At 47.7% G+C, this 20,223-nt stretch carries 16 protein-coding genes and 1 other annotated feature; of the genes, 1 reads left to right on the top strand and 15 read right to left on the bottom strand.

Annotated elements, in window-relative coordinates; all coding sequences use genetic code 11:
- Window positions 1-10: 10 nt before the first annotated feature.
- The 9 genes from SPTER_RS06925 to mobA form a co-directional block, all read right to left on the bottom strand.
- Entirely contained in the window at window positions 11-754 is a 744-nt protein-coding gene (locus tag SPTER_RS06925) for a PHP domain-containing protein (protein WP_246105514.1), read from the bottom strand.
- The gene (locus tag SPTER_RS06920; RefSeq protein ID WP_144349654.1) at window positions 751-1,092 is read right to left on the bottom strand and encodes a serine kinase; all 342 of its coding nucleotides are present in this window, start codon (window positions 1,090-1,092) and stop codon (window positions 751-753) included. Before SPTER_RS06920 ends, SPTER_RS06925 begins: the two co-directional genes overlap by 4 nt.
- Before the next feature lie 12 nt (window positions 1,093-1,104).
- Window positions 1,105-2,451 carry a [Fe-Fe] hydrogenase large subunit C-terminal domain-containing protein gene (locus SPTER_RS06915; RefSeq protein WP_144349653.1) on the bottom strand — a complete coding sequence of 449 codons (1,347 nt, stop codon included), beginning with the start codon at window positions 2,449-2,451 and terminating at the stop codon, window positions 1,105-1,107.
- 51 nt (window positions 2,452-2,502) lie between these two features.
- Complete coding sequence (locus SPTER_RS06910) at window positions 2,503-2,931, bottom strand: ATP-binding protein (RefSeq protein ID WP_144349652.1); 429 nt, start codon at window positions 2,929-2,931, stop codon at window positions 2,503-2,505.
- Window positions 2,928-3,290 carry a DRTGG domain-containing protein gene (locus SPTER_RS06905; protein ID WP_144349651.1) on the bottom strand — a complete coding sequence of 121 codons (363 nt, stop codon included), beginning with the start codon at window positions 3,288-3,290 and terminating at the stop codon, window positions 2,928-2,930. The genes SPTER_RS06910 and SPTER_RS06905 overlap by 4 nt, the downstream gene beginning before the upstream one ends.
- A 202-nt stretch (window positions 3,291-3,492) precedes the next feature.
- Entirely contained in the window at window positions 3,493-4,656 is a 1,164-nt protein-coding gene (locus tag SPTER_RS06900; protein WP_246105513.1) for an O-antigen ligase family protein, read from the bottom strand.
- Between the two features lie 234 nt (window positions 4,657-4,890).
- Complete coding sequence (locus SPTER_RS06895) at window positions 4,891-6,174, bottom strand: bifunctional folylpolyglutamate synthase/dihydrofolate synthase (RefSeq protein ID WP_144349649.1); 1,284 nt, start codon at window positions 6,172-6,174, stop codon at window positions 4,891-4,893.
- A gap of 59 nt (window positions 6,175-6,233) precedes the next feature.
- Window positions 6,234-8,894, bottom strand: a complete 2,661-nt coding sequence (locus tag SPTER_RS06890) for a valine--tRNA ligase (RefSeq protein WP_144349648.1) — start codon at window positions 8,892-8,894, stop codon at window positions 6,234-6,236.
- Window positions 8,895-8,944: 50 nt separating this feature from the next.
- Window positions 8,945-9,173 (bottom strand) — a binding site (T-box leader).
- Window positions 9,174-9,334: 161 nt separating this feature from the next.
- Complete coding sequence (gene mobA, locus SPTER_RS06885) at window positions 9,335-9,889, bottom strand: molybdenum cofactor guanylyltransferase (protein ID WP_170233185.1); 555 nt, start codon at window positions 9,887-9,889, stop codon at window positions 9,335-9,337.
- Window positions 9,890-10,266: 377 nt separating this feature from the next.
- Between mobA and fdhF (SPTER_RS25275) the strand changes: the two genes are divergently transcribed.
- A complete protein-coding gene (gene fdhF / locus SPTER_RS25275; RefSeq protein ID WP_144349646.1) occupies window positions 10,267-12,951 on the top strand; it encodes a formate dehydrogenase subunit alpha in 2,685 nt (894 codons plus the stop codon).
- A 77-nt stretch (window positions 12,952-13,028) separates the two neighbouring features.
- Here fdhF (SPTER_RS25275) and SPTER_RS06875 read toward each other — a convergent pair whose 3' ends face one another.
- The 6 genes from SPTER_RS06875 to SPTER_RS06850 all read right to left on the bottom strand — a co-directional run bounded on the left by SPTER_RS06875 (window position 13,029) and on the right by SPTER_RS06850 (window position 20,210).
- Window positions 13,029-13,535, bottom strand: a complete 507-nt coding sequence (locus SPTER_RS06875) for a 4Fe-4S dicluster domain-containing protein (RefSeq protein WP_211367504.1) — start codon at window positions 13,533-13,535, stop codon at window positions 13,029-13,031.
- Between the two features lie 3 nt (window positions 13,536-13,538).
- A complete protein-coding gene (locus tag SPTER_RS06870) occupies window positions 13,539-14,909 on the bottom strand; it encodes a [FeFe] hydrogenase, group A (RefSeq protein ID WP_144349645.1) in 1,371 nt (456 codons plus the stop codon).
- 12 nt (window positions 14,910-14,921) lie between these two features.
- Entirely contained in the window at window positions 14,922-15,467 is a 546-nt protein-coding gene (locus SPTER_RS06865; protein WP_144349644.1) for a 4Fe-4S dicluster domain-containing protein, read from the bottom strand.
- 51 nt (window positions 15,468-15,518) lie between these two features.
- Window positions 15,519-17,612, bottom strand: a complete 2,094-nt coding sequence (gene fdhF / locus SPTER_RS06860) for a formate dehydrogenase subunit alpha (protein ID WP_144352786.1) — start codon at window positions 17,610-17,612, stop codon at window positions 15,519-15,521.
- A 343-nt stretch (window positions 17,613-17,955) separates the two neighbouring features.
- Window positions 17,956-19,170, bottom strand: a complete 1,215-nt coding sequence (locus tag SPTER_RS06855) for a molybdopterin molybdotransferase MoeA (protein ID WP_144349643.1) — start codon at window positions 19,168-19,170, stop codon at window positions 17,956-17,958.
- A 14-nt stretch (window positions 19,171-19,184) separates the two neighbouring features.
- The gene (locus SPTER_RS06850) at window positions 19,185-20,210 is read right to left on the bottom strand and encodes a molybdopterin-binding protein (RefSeq protein WP_211367502.1); all 1,026 of its coding nucleotides are present in this window, start codon (window positions 20,208-20,210) and stop codon (window positions 19,185-19,187) included.
- Window positions 20,211-20,223 lie beyond the last annotated feature (13 nt).

The raw sequence follows: 20,223 nt of genomic DNA, 5'->3' as shown, positions 1-20,223 counted from the left end.
TATCAGTGGTTTACACCACCACCCTTCGTAAATTTTGAGATAATAATGCCTGCCGGATTTCGCCCACTGTTGGCTGTTCAAGATAAAAAGCCGTTTTCGGGCCGTTGATAAAGTCTTCCATGACATGAGCGTCTGAGGCAGTTATTACAGGCAGGTCGCCAATAGCAGGAATACGGACAGACGCATCTTGCGCATTCATGTGCCTTGATACTTCGACTGCTGCCAACTCAACATCAGGCGGAATAAACCCCAGTTGCGAAATAATGCTATATACAGGCCTGTCGATATGACTGGCAATACATATGCCGCCTAAGCGTTTTACTTGTGCAGAGATTTCAGCAACCCCGGCCGTCAGGGAAGATAATAAAAGTTCATTTTTTTCGGCTATAAAATTATCATCGGCATCGACGATGAACTGGGCGCCAAACCGGGCAGCATCATTAAGGCGCCCTGACATATGGGCTTTGGTAAATAACTCCCATTCTTTCATTTGCCTCATTTTATCAAATAAGACAAGCAGATGCACTTCTTCCCTGCTTTCGACCTCCATGCCTAACAGGACAGTAACAGTTGTGCCTTTGGCGGCTTCCAGGGCTGCAGGAACATTATCGCAGGCATTATGGTCAGTAATGGCAATAATATCAATCTTATGGTCCACAGCCTGCCACACAATATTGCGCGGCGTCATTTCGACAGCCGCACACGGTGATAACAGCGTATGGACATGCAGATCCGCCACAAACCGACGCATCATTTTCCGGCAATCCCCAACTGATATAAACGTCCTGTTATCTCAAAAGAGGAAAGCAGCGTACTCAGAATCACTATTTCTTCTGACTCGGCCTTGCCGGCAGCATCCTTGTCAAGCTTAACGCCGCCGGCAATAATAACCGCTGCCAGTCCTGTCAGAGATGCAACTGCCACGATATTCTGATGTCCCTGCATAGTAACCCAGACATTGCCGGCACAGGCCTGCCCCATAACATTGCTCAGCAGGTCTGAAACGTAACCGCCGGTAATTTCATGACCAAGCTTGGACTGCCCTGACACGACTGTCAGCGGCAGTAGTGTAATTAATTCTTCAACAGTCACTCTTAGATCCTCCTAACATTTTTCCTTCTCCTCATACTCCTGGTTTTTATCAAGCGGCGGCGGCAGCTTATCTGCCAGGTCAACCATTTCATACGCCAAATCCCGGACCTTTTTCCGGAGGATAAATACGCAGTCGGTCATACTGGCTAGTCCCTGAGCAATATCTTCCGCCAAAGCCTTGCAATTGGGCGAGCCGCAGGAGCCGCAATCCAGTCCCGGCAGACTCTTTAAAGTCCGGTCCATAAATTCTATTTTATTCATGGCTTTGGTAATATCAGCATCAAGGCGCAATATCGGTTTGGGCTCTATGGCCCGGCGTCCGGCTACCCCAAGTTCGAACTCCGAGTAATCGGTCCGCGGCAGTCTGCCAAATTTAGGGTCCTCCATCTTTTTCCTGGAAATACGCTGTTTCATCCGGTGTTCGGCGACATACCGGTTTTCAACAGTTAAAGGGCCGCCAATACAGCCGCCGGCACAGGCCAGCATCTCGATATAATCGACATCCTTGAGTTTGCCTAAGGCCACTTGCTCCAATACATTGGCAACATGGTGAACATCATGAACGATTAAGACATTGTCCGCGCCAACCGAATTGGTTTCACCGCCGGAAACGGCCCAGCCAACCCCTACCCAGGAGGCCTGACGCCTGGCATCCTGAAGTTCGGCAGTCACTACTTTTAATAAAGCGGGATAAATTTTACTAATTGCGATCGCCCCGGTAATATTAGATTTTTCTGCTCCCAGCGGCTGATATACTGCCGTCATCTTCGCCGGACACGGCGTTATAAACCATACACCGATGTTTTCCGGTGTGAGGCCCGGCAGTTCTTCAGCCTCCGCCCGCGCCAATCTTGCCGCAACCTCGACCGGGGCGTCAAAGGGTGCCAGATGATCGATAAGTTCAGGGTATTTTACCTGAATCAGCCGGACGATAGCCGGACAGGCTGACGAGATTGCCGGCCTGGGGATATCCTTACGTTTTAAGTGATCTCGGATGGCAAGGGACACAATTTCGGCTCCATGAGCCACCTCAAAAACTTCATTAAAGCCAAGCTTTAACAACCCCGACAGGATAGCCCTTACCGGAATGTCCACACTAAACTGGCCATAGAGGCTGGGGGCAGGCAGGGCAATATTATATTTATATTTTTTCAGGTCGGCAAGCTCATCGGTCACTGCTGTCTTGGCATGTCCCGGACAGTAGCGGATACATTCGCCACAATCAATACATCGCGAAGATGTTATTTGCGCCTTGCCGCCGCGAATGCGGATAGCTTCCGTAGGGCACCGCCTAGTGCAGTTCACACAGCCCTGACATTTCTCATCCGTCAGGCGAACCGAATGGTATCGTTCTGCCACCGCTTTTTCACCACCAAACTGTACATACTCTAATCATAAACAAAGTCGGACTTAGTGATAGATGGTCATACTAAGTTGTGTTCCCACTCCGGCTTCGGTTTTAATATCAAATTTATCTGTACAACGTGCCATGTTCGGCAGGCCCATGCCGGCACCAAAGCCCATCTCCCGGACATAATCCGGCGCCGTTGAATATCCCTCTTTCATCGCCAGCTCAATATCCGGGATTCCCGGGCCTTCATCGGCCACAGTCACCTCGGTGCGATTAGGGTGAATGTCGGCCCTGATCGAGCCGCGGTACGCATGAATGATGACATTCATTTCCGCTTCATAAGCACTGATGGCAATTCGCCTGATAATATCCGGCCGAATCCCCAGCAGTTGCAGTGTACGCTTAATTTTGCTTGAAGCCTCGCCGGCACTATTAAAATCCGCACCGGTCAGTGCAAACTCCAGCGTTAAGCCTTGTTCGGGTGTCACAGAGTTTCCTCCTTTAATGACGATCCTATCAGCCCATCCTTGTACAAAATGCCACAAGCTTCGTACATCTGCCGCTGAGTCAGCAACAGCGGTATTCCCATTTCCCGGGCCATTATAATGACCTCCGGCCCCGGACGTTTGCCACGGACAAATATTATGCCTGCCAAATCACTCATTTCCGCAGTACGGATAACCTGAATGTGGGTCAGCCCTGTCAATAAGATAGCCCGCTCTTTAGTAAAGGCCAAGACATCACTCATCAGGTCTGATCCGCAAGCACATTTCGCTTCCTGGTCAAGCAACTCTACTCCACAGAGCACCTCAGCCTCCAGGACCTTTTGTATTTGGGCCAGTTTCAAATTAGGCTACCTCCCTCGCAATAGTCTTGTGCGAAATTTCACAATATTTTATATAAAAAATTAAGGGGATTATCCCCCCAATAATATTCATAATTAGTAATATTGTTTGTATATTCGCGTTATTTGCAATAATTCCTTCTATAAAATGCGCTTAATTTGAATTTAATATTAGAGCAAATGTTAGGCGTTATACAATTAACAGTTAACGGTAACGGCGGCTCGAATCCCAAGCAGCGATGATGACAGCATTTAAGAGCCAAAACAACATCGACATTTGGACGTTAAACATAATATAATCAGTAAACCCGTTTACTACCAGCCCCAGCACGGCCGCAACGCTTCCCAGCATTACCCCGGCCACCCAGGGATTTTGCGTCTGGTCCAAAACCTGAATTGCTTTCCTGGCATGTCCATAAATAATTGCTAAAAATACAATTAGCCCCGGAATCCCAATTTCAGCCGCAATATGTAGATACATATTATGGGCATGAACGATAGTTGCCGCCGGGTTGTTCAGAAAAAAATCGTAGTCAGGATACACCAGCCAGTAGGATCCCCAGCCAATGCCTAAGAACGGCTTATCTAAAATCATCGCAACAGTACTTTCCCACAGGGCAAGCCTGAGAGTTGACGAAGTATCGGTCGGATTAAAAATTGACAGGAGGCGTTCCATCACCCCGTCATGGCAAAAGAGGGCAATCGCCGGGATAACTAAAAATATCCATAACACTTTGCGATTATATAAACGCCCGCATAGCGCAGTCACCGCCACAATACTCAGCCACGCGCCCCGTGAATAGGTAAGTACCAGGCAGGTGCCCAGCACAGCCACAAATGCAAACAGGAACACTTTTTCCTGTATATTTTCAGTGTGCAGTCCGATGCCAACAGCCAGCGACATAACCACAACCAGGAAGCCGGCTAACAGGTTAGGATTTTGCAACGTAGAGAAAATTCGGACTTTAAGCTCGGGAAACTGCTCGCCGTCAACCCACTGAAAAGCTGATATATCGACACCATGAACATACTGATAAAAACCGTAACAGGTAACAACAACAGCCGAGGCCATAACTGACCATACCAGCCTTTTTAGCTGCTCTATCGCATTCAGGTTATTAATAACAAGATAATAAATAAGTATGTAGCGCCCCATTAAATGATAGTAATTGTAGAAGCTGAAATCTTTGTCAGGAGCTACGCTGATTGACGCTGCCGACACGATGACTAGTAACGCGATCATTTCATCAAATGGCGTTCGTTTTAAAAAAAGTTTTTTTAACAGCACCATCTTGGCAATCCATAATACTGTTCCTGCCCCTAAAAATAATGTGGTAATATTTAATGATAAAGGTAAAAAAAAGGCCACAGCCAGAATGCAGTGCTCAATTAAATAATCAAGCCGGAATTGGGGTTGGCTCCTACACGTATATGCAATGCGCACAGTTTCACCTACGGTTCAATATTTTACTGGTTCTTCTTCCCGTTATAGTATTAAATTAGCAGCGTGGATTTCTTGCCTATGCCAATATACTAAAACAATACTGGCGCTTGAATCTCCCCCAAGCGCCAGATCTATTATATACAATTAACACTAATTTGTCTACTTTTTAAGAATAATCTGGCGAGCCTCACCAATTAGATAAAGTGAACCGGCCACACAAACAACCCCCTGCGAACCGGCTAAGTATTTAGCCCGCTCAATACCACTGCCAATAGCCGCTGCTGCCTCTACATGGCGGGCCTCTATTTCCCGGGCAATTTCCTCCGGTGTTGCCGCCCGGTACGACAGGGGCTGCACTGTAACAACAGTGTCGACAGGCCGAATAAGTTCACGGATAATGCCTGTTACATCCTTATCGCGCAAAATCCCCAGGGCAAAGGTTACTTCCCGGCCGGGAAACACTTGATCCAGGTTCTGGCGAAGCACTCTGGCCCCATCGGGATTATGGGCGCCATCGATGACAATCACCGGCTCGCCGGCTATTATTTCGAACCGGCCTGGCCAGCATACAGTGGCCAGCGCCTGTTGAATTGTCCCGGCTGTAATCCGCTTATCCTTTGTTCCCAGGATTAGAGCGACAGTAACCGCAACGGCACTGTTTTCCAGCTGATGACAGCCAATAAGGTTTAGATCGGTTTCAATCCGGCCCAATTCACCGGCATCAATACATACCTGCTGTTTACCGTTTGCCAGACCCTTAAACCGGCCGGTAAAATCCCTGTCTTTACTGTAAACGGCAGCATTCTTCCCGGCTGCCGTCTGCCTGATCAAAGCCAGCGCCTCTCCCCGGGCAGCAGTGACTACCGGGACATTATCTTTGATGATGCCTGCTTTATGCCGGGCAATCTCGGCAATAGTGGAACCACAGCGATCAGTGTGCTCCAGCGTAACATTAGTAATCACCGCAAGCTCAGGAACAACAACATTAGTGGAATCCAGCAATCCCCCCAGCCCCACTTCGATGACTGCATATTCAACCCCCATGGCGGCAAAGTAGTAAAAAGCAGCAGCCGTAATGACTTCAAACTCGGTCGGCTGTTCAAACCCGGCGGCCAGCATTTGCTCCACAAACCGGCTGGTATAGTGAATTGCCTGGGCAAACTCCTCTTTGGTGATCTCCTGCCCGTTAATCAGCATGCGTTCAGGGTAATCCACCAAATGAGGCGAGGTATACATACCTGTTTTAATCCCGCTGGCAGTCAGAATTGCTGACACCATGGCGGTCGTTGATCCTTTGCCGTTGGTGCCGGTAACATGGATGGTTTTAAAGCGGCGCTGCGGCTGCTGCATAAGCTCCAGCAGCCGCTCTATGCGGGCCATGCCCAGATTAATCCCAAACTTACTCAAATTTTCGAGGTAGGCTAACGTTTGTTCATAAGTCATATTGCTGCACCTCCATAAATAATTAATCTCAGCGACAGTATTGACCGCGTTTAAATTTATTACAGGCGTGTTATATATTCCAGTCGCTCCCTGACAGCGGTTTGCTTTTCCAGATACTCGGCCTGCTTGGCTTTTTCCTTTTCAATAACTGCCGCCGGGGCTTTGGCGGTAAAGCCCGGATTATTAAGTTTGCCGGCAATCCGGGCTACTTCTTTATCCAGGTTGTCCAGTTCCTTATTCAGGCGGGCTGTTTCCTTCCCGATATCAATAAGGCCTTTAAGCGGCAGATAGATCTCAACACCGCTGATGACTGCCGTCATGGCGTTTTCCGGTGTTGTCCCGTTATCGGCAAGAAGGCTGACAGGTTCAGCAGCCGCCAGCGTCTTGATATAACCAAGGTTAGCCTCAATCTGCCCTTTAAGGTCCCCAGCGGCAATCTTAAGTATTACCTCACTCTTCTTGCCCGGATGCACATTAACCTCGGCCCGCATATTGCGCACTGCTTTAATTGTCTCCATAATAACGCTCATCAGCTGCTCATCCGGAGCGCTCGCCAATTCCGGCTGCGCCTGCGGCCAGCCGGCAGTCATAATGCTGATTCCCTGCTGGGGCAGACTCTGCCAAATATCCTCCGTAATGAAGGGCATAAAAGGATGCAATAGTTTAAGGGTATTGCCAAGGACGTATTGAAGGACATACTGAGCCACTTGACGGCTGGCTGCATCGGCTTTGTTATAAAGACGCCCCTTGGCCAGCTCTATATACCAGTCGCAAAATTCATCCCAGATAAATTCATAAACCGTCCGGGCTGCCTCACCTAGCTCAAACCGCTCCAGATTGCCGGTTACTTCAGCAACCGTTGTGTTATACCTGCTTAAAATCCACCGGTCTGCAGTTGTAAATGCTTTCGGATCTGGCGAAAAATCAGGGTCAAAGCCTTCCAGATTCATAAGCACAAAACGCGAGGCATTCCAGATTTTATTGGCGAAATTGCGGCTGGACTCCACCCGCTCCCAATAAAACCGCATGTCATTGCCTGGCGTATTGCCGGTAATCAGCATAAACCGCAGTGTATCTGCACCATATTTCTCGATAACCTCCAGCGGGTCAATACCATTGCCCAGCGATTTACTCATCTTCCGGCCCTGGCTGTCCCGTACCAGACCGTGAATAAACACATGCCTAAACGGTATCTCCTGCTGAAATTTCAGTCCCATCATCATCATGCGGGCTACCCAGAAAAAAATAATATCATAACCGGTAACCAGCACGCTTGTCGGATAAAACTGTTTAAGTTCCGCGGTCTCCTCCGGCCAGCCCATGGTGGAAAATGGCCACAGGGCCGAACTAAACCACGTATCAAGCACATCCGGATCCTGTTCAACAGCACCACCGCATTGGGGGCAGGCGTGAATATCGCTCCTCGACACAGTAACCTCGCCACAGGCACAATACCAGGCCGGAATGCGATGGCCCCACCAGATTTGCCGGGATATGCACCAGTCGCGGATATTATCCAGCCAGTTACTATAAATCTTAGTAAACCGGTCAGGCACAAACTGAGTTCTGCCTTCGGTTACCGCCGCAACAGCAGGCTTAGCCAGCGGTTCCATCTTAACAAACCACTGTTTGGACACCAAGGGTTCAATCACTGTGCTGCAGCGCTGGCAATGGCCGACAGCATGGTTGTGTTCATCAATTTTTACAAGATACCCCTGGTCTTTAAGGTCATTGAGCAGGGCTTTACGGCATTCATAACGATCCATGCCGGCATATTTGCCGGTATCAGCGGCCATGGTGCCATCAGGATTTATCACCACAATCTCGGGCAGCTTATGCCTGAGGCCCATATCAAAGTCGTTCGGGTCATGGGCCGGGGTGATCTTAACTGCGCCGGTACCAAACGCCGGATCAACATAGTCGTCGGCGACAATAGGCAGGCGGCGCCCCAGCATTGGCAGGATCAGATACTTCCCTGCCAGATGACGATAACGTACGTCCTCTGGATGTACGGCCACACCGCTATCACCCAGAATAGTCTCCGGGCGCGTGGTAGCTACGGTTACGTATTCACCGTCAGCCCCCGCCACCGGATAACGTACGTGATATAAATGCCCCGGCTTCTCTTCATGCTCAACCTCAATATCACTAAGGGCGGTATGGCAGCGTGGACACCAATTCGTGATGCGGTTGCCCTGGTAGATCAGCCCCTGCTCATATAAAGTAACAAATACTTCGCGCACAGCGGCTGAGCAGCCTTCATCCATAGTAAAACGTTCCCGTTCCCAGTCACAGGAGGCCCCTAAACGCTTAAGCTGATTGATGATGCGGCTGCCATACCGGGCTTTCCACTCCCAGACCCGCTTGATAAACACATCCCGCCCAAGATCGTAGCGGGTTTGGCCTTCTTCGGCCAGAACCTCTTCCACTTTAATCTGCGTGGCAATACCGGCATGGTCGGTGCCCGGCATCCACAGCGTGTTATAGCCCTGTAACCGTTTGAAACGGATAAGAATGTCCTGCAACGTATTATCAAGCGCATGCCCCATATGCAGCTGTCCGGTTACGTTAGGGGGCGGAATAACAATACTGTACGGAGCCTGGCCCCTATTAACCTCAGCATGAAATAACCGGTTGTCTTCCCAGAATTTATACCACTTGGCTTCCACGGCCTGGGGATCATACACAGTAGCAATCGTATGTATCTGTTTCTCTTCCATATATCCTCCTTGAATTATATCGTTTCTCATAAAAAAAAGCCCTCTTGTCCCCTAAGGACGAAAGGGCTTAGCTTCCGCGGTACCACCTTGATTTCCGGCCTCTGCTGGGTGCCGGACTCTTGCTATGCCGTAACGTGACACAGCGGCTGGACCTACAAAATTTTCAGTCCAGCAGCTCAGAGATGACCTTCTGTTAATACCTCACTGAAAGGCCTTGCAGCCGGCGGGCCTTCTCTCTGTCCAGGCGTATCAACATACTCTTCTCTTCATTGCTGATATGTATACAATTGCTTTCATTATACCGGCTCAGACGGACAGTGTCAAGTTTTGGCAGTCATTGTACCAGCATGTCCAAAAGTAAAAGCCTCTCATTCCATATAGCTAAAGTCCAACCTTATTGGCTTCTGCCGCTGACAGGATGAAAGGATTCGGCTTCAGTATTACGAGCGCAAATTATCGAGATAAGCCTTGGCATTATCTAGCTCTTCCCTAGTATTAATATTCAGAAAGCAATATTCCGGTACCTGCAGCCTGTTCATTTCTGCCTGATCGATATAAACAACATTTACCTCATCAAAAAAAGATTGCACACTACGCCTGTCGTTATCTAAATGAGCCGTAATTGCCGGCAAGCACCGTTTTGAGTAAATGGCATGCAAAGGTTCCATCCTTGTCCCATACCGGGGAATAAGAATATCCTCCCTGCCCAGCCGGTTGAGCATATAATGCACAAGTGTTTTATCAATAAACGGCATATCACAGGCAAAGACAAAGATATAGGGAGTGACAGATTTGATTAAACCGGCCTGTATCCCCCCCAGCGGCCCCTTGCCTTGTATAATATCTCCAACCATATCACAGCCTAAATAACGGTAATCAGCAAATTGATTAGTAATAAGAACCGGCTGCTTATGAAAAAAATCGGTAACTTTCTGTATTACAATCTCTATTAATGGCTGAGAACCTAGTTTTACAAAAGATTTACTCGTACCCATTCGCTGGCTTTTCCCGCCTGCCAATATGAACGGAGTAATCAGCCTGCACCATTGGAGATTAGTCTTATTTTCACTCAAATTCATAGCGCTCCAGTATATAAGCAGAATCTGACTTTATTATAATAAGAGTATGACCTGTAAGTCAACCTGTGTAACATATTTGCCCTGACGGCAGGCAAGCAAGCGGTGATAAAATAACGGCTGTACTGGCTGAGCAGTTACCAAGATATATATCATTTATGCAAAATATTTGGTAAAATATATAAATAGGTTATTCAATTACGAAAGGAGGCAAAAACCTAATTGCATTTTCCGCTAATTACCGCGCAAAGCAGCAAAAAGCATTTATTCCACCACAAGGAGAGTGAACACAGTAAATGATCAGATTGACAATTGACGGGCAAATCATTGAAACCCCTGAAGGCTCTACCGTGCTGGAAGCGGCCCGCAACGCCGGCGTCCGGATCCCAACCTTGTGCCACCTTGCCGACTTAACCCCGGAAGGAGCCTGCCGGGTCTGTGTTGTCGAAGTGGAAGGCGCACGCGGGCTGGTCACGGCGTGTACCTATCCGGCATCGGCGGGACTGGTTGTACGGACCAACTCAGCCGCTATCCGTGAAGCCCGCAAAAGTGTAATTGAACTGATGCTGGCCAACCACCCCCAGGACTGCCTTTCCTGTCAGCGCAACCTGGATTGCGAGCTGCAAACGCTGGCAAACAATCTGGGAATCCGGGAAATCCGTTTTACCGGCGAACGCCGCGAATATGCCGTTGATGACAGTAATCCCTTTATTATCAGAGATAATAATAAATGCATCCTCTGCGGCCGGTGCGTCCGGGTTTGCCAGCAGGTACAGTGCTGCGATGTCCTCGAATGGACGAACCGGGGCTTTGATACAAAAATAGCACCCGCTTTTGATGTGCCCATGCCTGAATCGAGCTGCGTTTTTTGCGGCACCTGCGTTTCTGCCTGCCCGGTAGGCGCCCTGACGGAAAAACCCATGAGGCATGCCGGCTTGCCGGATAAAAAAGTTAAAACAACCTGTCCCTTCTGCGGTGTTGGCTGCAATTTCGATCTGAATGTCAAGGACGATAAGGTTATTGGGGTAACCTCAAATCTGACCAGTGCGGTTAATGGCCGGCTCACTTGTGTAAAAGGCCGGTTTGGTATTGACTATGTCCACAGCCCGGAGCGTCTGACAACACCGTTAATCAAAAAAGACGGTGACTTTGTGGCGGCTACCTGGGATGAAGCACTGGACTTAATTACCGCCAGATTTGCCGCTATAAAAAATGCCCATGGCGGCGACGCTCTGGCGGCCCTCAGTTCGGCCCGTTGTGTTAACGAAGAAAACTATCTGATGCAAAAATTTATGCGCGCAGTGATTGGCACCAACAATATTGATCACTGCGCCCGTACCTGACACGCCCCTACTGTGGCCGGTCTGGCCACCTCATTTGGATCAGGGGCAATGACAAACTCAATCAACGAAATACCCCAGAGTAAGGTTTTATTTGTTATCGGCTCCAACCCAACCGAAGCCCATCCTGTAATTGGGGCAAAAATGCGTCAGGCACTCCGTAATGGCGCCCAATTGATTGTCGTTGATCCACGGAAAACCGAACTTGCCGGCAAAGCGCATGTATGGCTGCGGCTGAAACCAGGTACCGATATTGCGCTTATCAACGGCTTGATGCATATTATTTTAAAATCCGGCTGGCATGACCAGAAGTTTATTGAATCCTGCACAGTTGACTTTGAAAAAGTAGTCGAAACAGTGGAAAAATATACGCCGGAATATGTTGAAACAATTACAGGTGTACCTCAGCATTTGTTGAAAGCAGCAGCCAGAATCTATGGCACGGCTGAACGCGCCCAAATATTTTATACCTTAGGAATTACTGAACATGTTTGCGGTACCGACAATGTCATGAGCCTGGCTAATTTAACGATGATGACAGGTAATATTGGCAAGCTTAATTCTGGCGTAAACCCGATGCGCGGCCAGAATAACGTCCAGGGAGCCTGTGATCAAGGGGCTCTGCCAAACGTCTACTCCGGCTACCAGAAAGTAACCGATCCGGCTTCCCGGGAAAAATTTGAAAAAGCCTGGGGCGTCAAGCTGCCTGAACAGGCGGGTATGATGATTCCGGATATGTTTGATGCTGCTATTAGCGGTAAACTAAAAGCCATGTACGTCATGGGCGAAGATCCGGTATTGACCGATTCTGATGCTCATCATGTAATTAAAGGGCTGAAACATCTCGAATTTCTAGTAGTCCAAAATCTATTTATGACAGAAACAGCAAAGTTGGCTGATGTCGTGCTTCCAGGTGCTTCATTTGCCGAAAAAGACGGTACATTCACTAATACCGAACGCCGTATCCAGCGTGTCCGGCAAGCCATTAATCCAATCGGCAATAGCCGCCCTGACTGGCAAATTATTCGAGACTTATCGAATAAAATGGGCTATTCCATGACTTACAACCATCCGAGTGAAATTATGGATGAAATGGCCTCACTAAGTCCGATATATGCCGGCGTTTCTTATGAACGTATCGATGAGCAGGGTTTACAATGGCCTGTTCCTCATAAAGAACATCCGGGTACACAATACCTTCATGCTGGCGGTAAATTCGCCTGCGGTCTCGGCGTGTTTAAGCCGATAGAGCATCAACCGCCGGGAGAATCACCTGACGCTGATTATCCCTTCTTGCTGAGCACCGGGCGTATCCTCTACCATTATAATATTACTACACCTGGCTATTCCAAAACGCTCACTGATTATCGCTCTGAAGAACGGGTTATGATTCATCCTGACGATGCGAACCGGTTAGATATCCAGGATATGGAAACAATTAGAATCTCATCCCGCCGGGGCCAGGTACAAGCTAAGTCCTGGGTAACAGACCGCGTCCCACCTGGCGTAATCTGGATGTCCTTCCACTTTGCAGCCTGTCCAACTAACGAAATAACCAGCAGCGCAGTTGATAAAGTAACGAAAACATATGAATATAAAGTGTGTGCTATAAAAGTTGAAAAAATTATAGCACCTGATTAAGCAAGTAGATATAAAAATCTGTGGCGCTCACCGGAGCGCCACAGATTTTTTTGTGTTGCCTTATTCCCAAGCCGTCTTTATACAGCTCTTACAACGTTTACGCGTTTTTGCTTAATACTCTTTTCAATTTCATCAGGCAAAACTACCGACAGTGCTTTTGTCGGGCATTTTTTTACACACTGCGGCCCATCAGGTAATTCAATGCACAAATCACATTTATAAGCAGTTTTTTGCCAGGGCTTATCTTCAACCCAGGTTAAATAGACTGCGCCTATCGGGCAGGCCATAATACAGTTTTTACAGCCGACACATTTGTCGGCAAGCACATAAATTATTTGACCCCGCTGTACAATTGCCTTTTCCGGACAGGCTTCAGCACAAGGGGCATCCTCACATTGGCGACACTGAACAGGAACACTGATATCTTCTGTCTTTACCACCGACAAGCGGGGTACGAACGGCACATCCTTAATCGCTTCGGTGCCTAGTACTTTATTGGTATGTGCCATAACGCAGGCAATTTCACAGGTGCGACAGCCAATGCATAAGTCAGGATTACCGATAACAAAAGCTGTATTCAGCATTGTTTATCCCCTCCGGCAATAATGGGTGTGCAATAATTCATGGGATTTATGCCCCAGTGGCTTGCCCAGAAAATCTTTATAGACCTTGGTTATTTCAGGGTTGTCATGCGATTTTCTCAGCGGTAGCTCCTCATCATGTTTGTACATGGAGGCCATACGGCTGGCGTAAACCTGCTTGCGTTCAGTTTCTAACAGAACCTTGGGCTGGCCGCCGCCACTGATACAGCCTTGAGGACAAGCCATAACTTCGACAAAATGGAAATCAGCAGTACCATTTTTAATCTCATCGATGATTGGCGCTGCATTTTCCAGTCCGGCCACTACAACGGTTTTAACAGCCAAATCGCCCACCTGGAGCGTAGCACGTTTTACGCCCTGGCTATGCCGTACATCCAGGATATTGATATCATCAAGAGGGTTGCCGGTAATCAATTCATACCCTGTACGCAGGGCGGCTTCCATAACCCCGCCGGTAACCCCAAATATATGACCGGCCCCTGTATAAGTCCCCAGTACAGAGTCAGGCTGGCTCGGCTTAAGGCTTTTAAAATCAATACCGGCATGTTTAATTAAATTTGCCAATTCTCTGGTTGTCAGAACAAGATCAACATCCTGACTGCCGCTTGCATTCATTTCCGGCCGGGAAGCCTCAAATTTTTTGGCAGTACAGGGCATAACTGATACACTGACTATTTTCTTAGGCTCCAGTTTGTCAACCTGGGCGCCATAAGTCTTAAACAAAGCGCCGGCCATTTGCTGCGGAGACTTGCAGGTAGACAGGTTTTCATGAAGTTCAAAATGTTCTTGTTCTACATATTTAACCCAGGCCGGACAGCAGGAAGTAAACATGGGCAATACACCATTTTCCTGGATCCGTTTAATTAACTCACTGCCTTCTTCCATAATTGTCAGATCAGCTGTAAAATTGGTATCATATACTCGATCGAAGCCTAATTTTCTTAAAGCAGTAATCATTTTCCCGGCAACCAGTTCACCGGACGCTACACCAAAATCTTCGGCCAAGCCAACCCTGACAGCGGGTGCACATTGGACCATTGTTACAACATTAGGGTTATTGATAGCTTCCCATACCTTCTGCGCGTGTCCCATGTTGTGGGCCGCAAATAGCGGTTCCCTGACACTAGCCAATAGGCCTCGATCCTTCATCTTGGTTTCACGCGGTGCCGAAGTTTCTGATTTATATTCTTGATAAGCACTGCAAATCTGAACACATTGACCACAGAAACAGCATTTATCATAATTGATATCTGCCGCCATTCCTGCCGGTCCTCCAATAGCGCCAACAGGGCAAACATCAATACAGCGATGACAGCCGGTACATAATTCCTGATCAATCTCAACTGTATATTGCATGAAATTCACCTCCTATTTTTTAAACATGCCCACAATCGTAGCGACAGCTTTTCTATTTTTTTCTTTTTTCTCTTTGTGTGGATCTACTAGACGCAATGCCTGTTTTGGGCATACCTCAACGCAAATCGGTCCTTGCTTCCGGGTATCGCACAAATCACATTTGTTGGCATACATGCGCGGCTTTTTTAAATTCTCCTGAATTACTTCCTCGCCGTTGACAAATTGGGAAACAAGCTCTACTGCGCCAAACGGACAGGCCATCAGACAATCTTTGCAAGCTTTACATTTGTCTGTATCAATGAGTACCTTGTCGCCGGCAAAATAAATGGCCTTCTCAAGACAAGCCTGAGCACAGGGCGCATCCTCACAATGGTGGCATTGCACCGGAACAGTCACTTCTTCCACGCGGGTAACAAATAACTTGGGGAATACCGGTGTGTCGATATTGCCTGCCGTAATACCGTTTACACTATGGGACGCATGACAGGCAACCTCACAGGCTTTACAGCCTATGCATTTTGTTCCGTCCCCAACAACAAAGTGGCTTAACTTCTCCATAAGTACCTCCTTTTTAAGAAGCAGTGCTTCTTCATCCCTGCTGATTACTTATTAGGAAACAACAGCACCCATTTTACGTTTAAGCTCATTGTAGGCGGCAGTAAGTTCTTCTTCAGCCTTTTGCTGATCTTTGATGGCTTCCACCCTGACCGCACAGTACTTATATTCAGGCGTTTTAGATATGGGATCAACAGCATGAATAGTCAGTTCGTTACAAGCCCCAAGCCACCATTGGTAAGTCATATATACAACACCTGCACGCACCCGGTCAGTTACTAACGCCCTGGTTACAACTGAGCCACGCCGTGTTGTCACACGCACAAGGTCTTCGTCAGCAATGCCAAGTTTATCCGTATCAGCTGGATGAATCTGGAGGTAACCGGGCTCATCGGCCAATTTGGCAAGCCCCCAACAGTTGCCGGTCATTGTGCGGGATGAATAGTGACCGACTTCCCGTACTGTAGACAATACCAGTGGGTATTCGGCATCAGGCTGTTCAATCGGCGGCCGCCACTCGGCAGCAAAGAAATTTCCTTTCATACTGGGAGTTTGGAATACATTACCTTTGAACAGATATGATGTACCCGGATGTTCCACAGTAGGGCATGGCCATTGGATACTGCCTAATTCTTCAATTCTGGCATAAGTAGCCCCGGCAAAGCTCGGACTCAAACTAATCATTTCATTCCAGATTTCCTCAGTATTATTATAGTTCATTTCATAACCGAAACGTTTCGCTAATTCGCAGATAATAACCCAGTCGTCTTTAACGTCACCTTTAGCATCCACCGCCTGACGGAAACGCTGGAACCTACGGTCTGCACCGCTAAATACGCCGCCATGTTCACCCCAGGCGGTAGCCGGCAGAATAACATCCGCCTGCAACGCTGTTTTATTCATGAATATATCCTGCAGAACCACCAATTCCAGTTCCTCAAGCGCTTGTCTCACACCAGCGGCATCCGGATCGCTCTGCACGGGGTCTTCGCCAATAATGTAAAAGGCCTTAAGTTTTCCTTCCTCGGCACAATGCGGAACATCTGTCAGCATATAGCCCGCTTTGTCCGGCAAATTCTCCACACCCCAGGCCTGGGCAAACTTTTTGCGGATATCGGGGTTGGTAACCGGCTGATAACCGGAAAACACATTAGGCAATGCCCCCATATCGCAGGCTCCCTGTACATTATTCTGTCCGCGTACAGGGCCAATCCCGGAGCTGGGTTTGGCAATTTGTCCGGTCAGCAGGCATAAACCGCCCAAGCCCTTGACTACGTCCACAGCCTGGTTGTATTGACATACGCCCATCCCATAGAGAATGAACGATCTTTCTGATTTTGCATAAATCTCCATAGCCTGCTCCACAAGCTTAGGGTCAAGACCTGAAATTGCCTGTGCGTACTCAGGCGTGTATTTAGCAACAGTTTTTCTGTATTCCTCAAAACCTTCAGTATAATTGTCGATATAAGCCTTGTTGGCCCAGCCTTTTGCCAGTATAACATTGGCGAAACTATTAACGGCCGCCATATTAGAGCCATTTTTGATCGGCAGCCAGATGTCAGCGATTCTGGCTGATTCTGTTTTGCGAGGATCAACAACAATAATTTTAGCCCCTTTTGCTTTAGCCTTCAGAATGCGGCGGGCCACCAGCGGATGTGAATCAGCGCCATTATAGCCAAATATCAATAAACAGGTAGCATCTTCAATTTCGATGATGGAGTTTGTCATTGCGCCACTGCCAAATGTAGTAGCCAGACCGGCTACAGAGGGAGCGTGTCAAACACGGGCGCAATGGTCGATATTGTTAGTACCAATCACCGCGCGCATAAATTTTTGCATGAGGTAGTTGGGTTCATTTCCCATACCCCGGGCTGAGCCTGTGCCCATGATGGCGTCAGGACCGTATTTCTCCTTAATGGCTTTAAGCTTAGCAGCAACATAATCGAGCGCTTCATCCCATTCTACTTCATGGAAATCTTCTTTGCGGTCATATCTGAGCAATGGTTTGGTCAATCGTTTGCTCAGGATCTTCGTATCATTGAGGAAATCCCAGCCATAATGACCTTTTAAACAGAGCTCACCTTCGTTAATATGTCCGTTTGCCGGTTCAGCACCAATAACCTGCTGGTTTTCGACCAGCAGATACATTTGGCAGCCGGCACCACAGTAAGGACAGACTGTTAAAACTTTCTCCAAATTGCTCCCCCCAATAAACCTTGTAGCACCTGAGTCGCTTTTTATTGCATTTCAGTATCGATTTAATGCAACTCAGAAATATAAATTACAATCTTCTGACTTTATTCCCTTTCTCTTAATAAACTCCTGCCTCATTGTGAAAAGAATTTCACAGGTATTACTGTCAAAGCTAACAGACCTTAAGCTCAAATTCATTGCCTACAAACCATTGCAAGTTAGGCCTGCCGGCAACTTATTCCTATCCAGACCTCACTTCCTGCTGGTAAACGTCAGATTCAATTTACAGTTTATAATATTATGCATCAACTAGCAAAATAACCTCAACTTCAGCATTTAGCGGTAATGGTGGAGAATTCTCGGGAATAACTATAATTGCATTAGCCCCCATCGCCGATTTAAGCATACCGTTACCCTGAGCGCGTGACGGCTCAACTAAGATATCATTATTTGTTTGCCAGCACCGTGCCCACACAAAACGTTTGGCACCTGTCATTTTTTTAAAAGGAGCTGCCAATATGGCTTTAATTCGCGGCCGCCACCACACCTTACGCCCCCCCATCTTCATCAATACAGGCCGTACCAGCTGTTCAAAGGAAATCGCCGCTGCTGCCGGATTGCCTGATAGGCCAAAATAGAGTTTGCCATCACGAATTCCGGCCAGCACCGGCATTCCGGGTTTAATACTTACTCGTTCAAATAGCAATGTGATTCCTAATTTCTTATACACTTCACTAATAAAGTCATAATCGCCGACAGAGGCGCCACCGGTAGTGATAAATACATCACAGTCAGAGGCTGTTTCCAACAAGTGAGCAATCTCATCAACATTATCTGATGCATTACCCAATAAAACAGTTTGAGCCCCAGCCTCAGCAGCCTGCGCGCTCAGCATAAAACTATTTGAGTTTCGGATTTTCCCCGGTGTCAGGGGAAAATCAACAGGCACAATCTCACTGCCTGTAGCAATAAGAGCCACACGTGGCTTGCAAAATACAGCAGGACGGCTCTTGCCAAGCACAGCTAACATTCCCATTACGCCAGCATTGATAACAGTACCCTGAAAAATGACCTCTTCTTCCCGCGCAATCTCTTCGCCACGCAGACATATATTTTTGCCGGCCCCTCTGCCATCCAGAATCGTTACTTTATCACCATCTACAATGGTGTCCTCCAAACGGATTACGCCTGTGGCCCCCGGCGGTATCGGCGCGCCGGTCATGATGCGGCATGCAGTTCCGGGAATAACAGGCTTATGGGGGGTCTCGCCTGCCGGAATATAGTCAATTTGCTGCAGGATTACCGGGGATTCCGGAGTCGCGCCAGCCACTTCTGCATCAATGAGGGCATAACCATCAAGCGGTGATCGATCAAAAGGCGGGAAGTCCATATCAGAAACGACCGTTTCCCCCAACACCCGGCGCCAGCATTCGCTCAACACCACTTTTTCCTTTGGCATCACTTTTACTAAATTTAATAAAATCTCCTGAGCTACCTCTAATTTAACTGACACGGATATTCCCCCCATCACTTTCCAAACGGGCAGCACGGATAAACACATTCTTTACAATTCATGCATAAACCGCCATATCCCATTTCCGCAAAATCCTGCTTGCTCAATTTTTCACCAGCAAGTATTCTTGGGAAAACCAGATCAAATACCGTGATTTTTGCAAACATACCACAAGCCGGCAATCCTAAAATGGCTACATTGTTAAGATAGGCCAGCATAAACATAGCACCCGGCAATACCGGTGTTCCATAGGTAATAATCTCAGCGCCGGTTGCCCGAATAGCATCAGGGGTAACATCGTCAGGATCAACAGACATTCCGCCGGTTACAACAATGACCGCTGCCCCGGCATGAATGCAATCCAAAATATTCTGAGTGATTTTTTCTTTGTCATCAGGCTGAAAGCTCAACCCGCTAAAAGTTGCGTTATAGGTTTTAATTTTTTCTGCTAATACCGGGCCAAATTTATCCTGGATACGCCCGTAATAAACCTCATTACCTGTTGTAATTACAGCTGTTTTCAAAGACTGCAATGGTTTTACTGATACTATATCGTGATACTTACCTGCTATTCTTTCGACTTTCTCAATTGTTTCTGCATCTACGATCAATGGTACGACCTTTACTCCAGCCAAAATTTCACGGGCTTTAACCAGTCTGTTACCATGCAAAGTAGATAAAACTGTATATTCAACCGAATTTATCCTGATTACTGCATCGCGGTTTATCTTTAACAACCCGTCATGCTTAGCTAAGATATTCACCTTGCCCTCGGTTGGCCCTGCAAAACAGGTGTTCTCCCCACCCACCAGACAGGCAATTCGTTGTGCGGCATCATTTTCGTGGACTTGTCCTTCACCTAATTCCAGTAAATATATATGATCTTTGCCGATGTTAAGCAGATGTGGTATATCCTCCGGGGAAACAATGTGCCCTTTCTTAAATGCCGGTCCCTTATACTCTCCTGGTACAATCTTGGTTATATCATGACCCAATACCATGCCAACTGCTTCACTTACCCGCACTTTTTTTAGTGCCACTAGCGTCTCCTCC

It is taken from the genome of Sporomusa termitida, from assembly GCF_007641255.1.
Taxonomy (GTDB): Bacteria; Bacillota; Negativicutes; order Sporomusales; family Sporomusaceae; genus Sporomusa; species Sporomusa termitida.
Note: the sequence above shows the minus strand (reverse complement) of the source record. Positions and strands in the feature narration are given on the sequence as shown.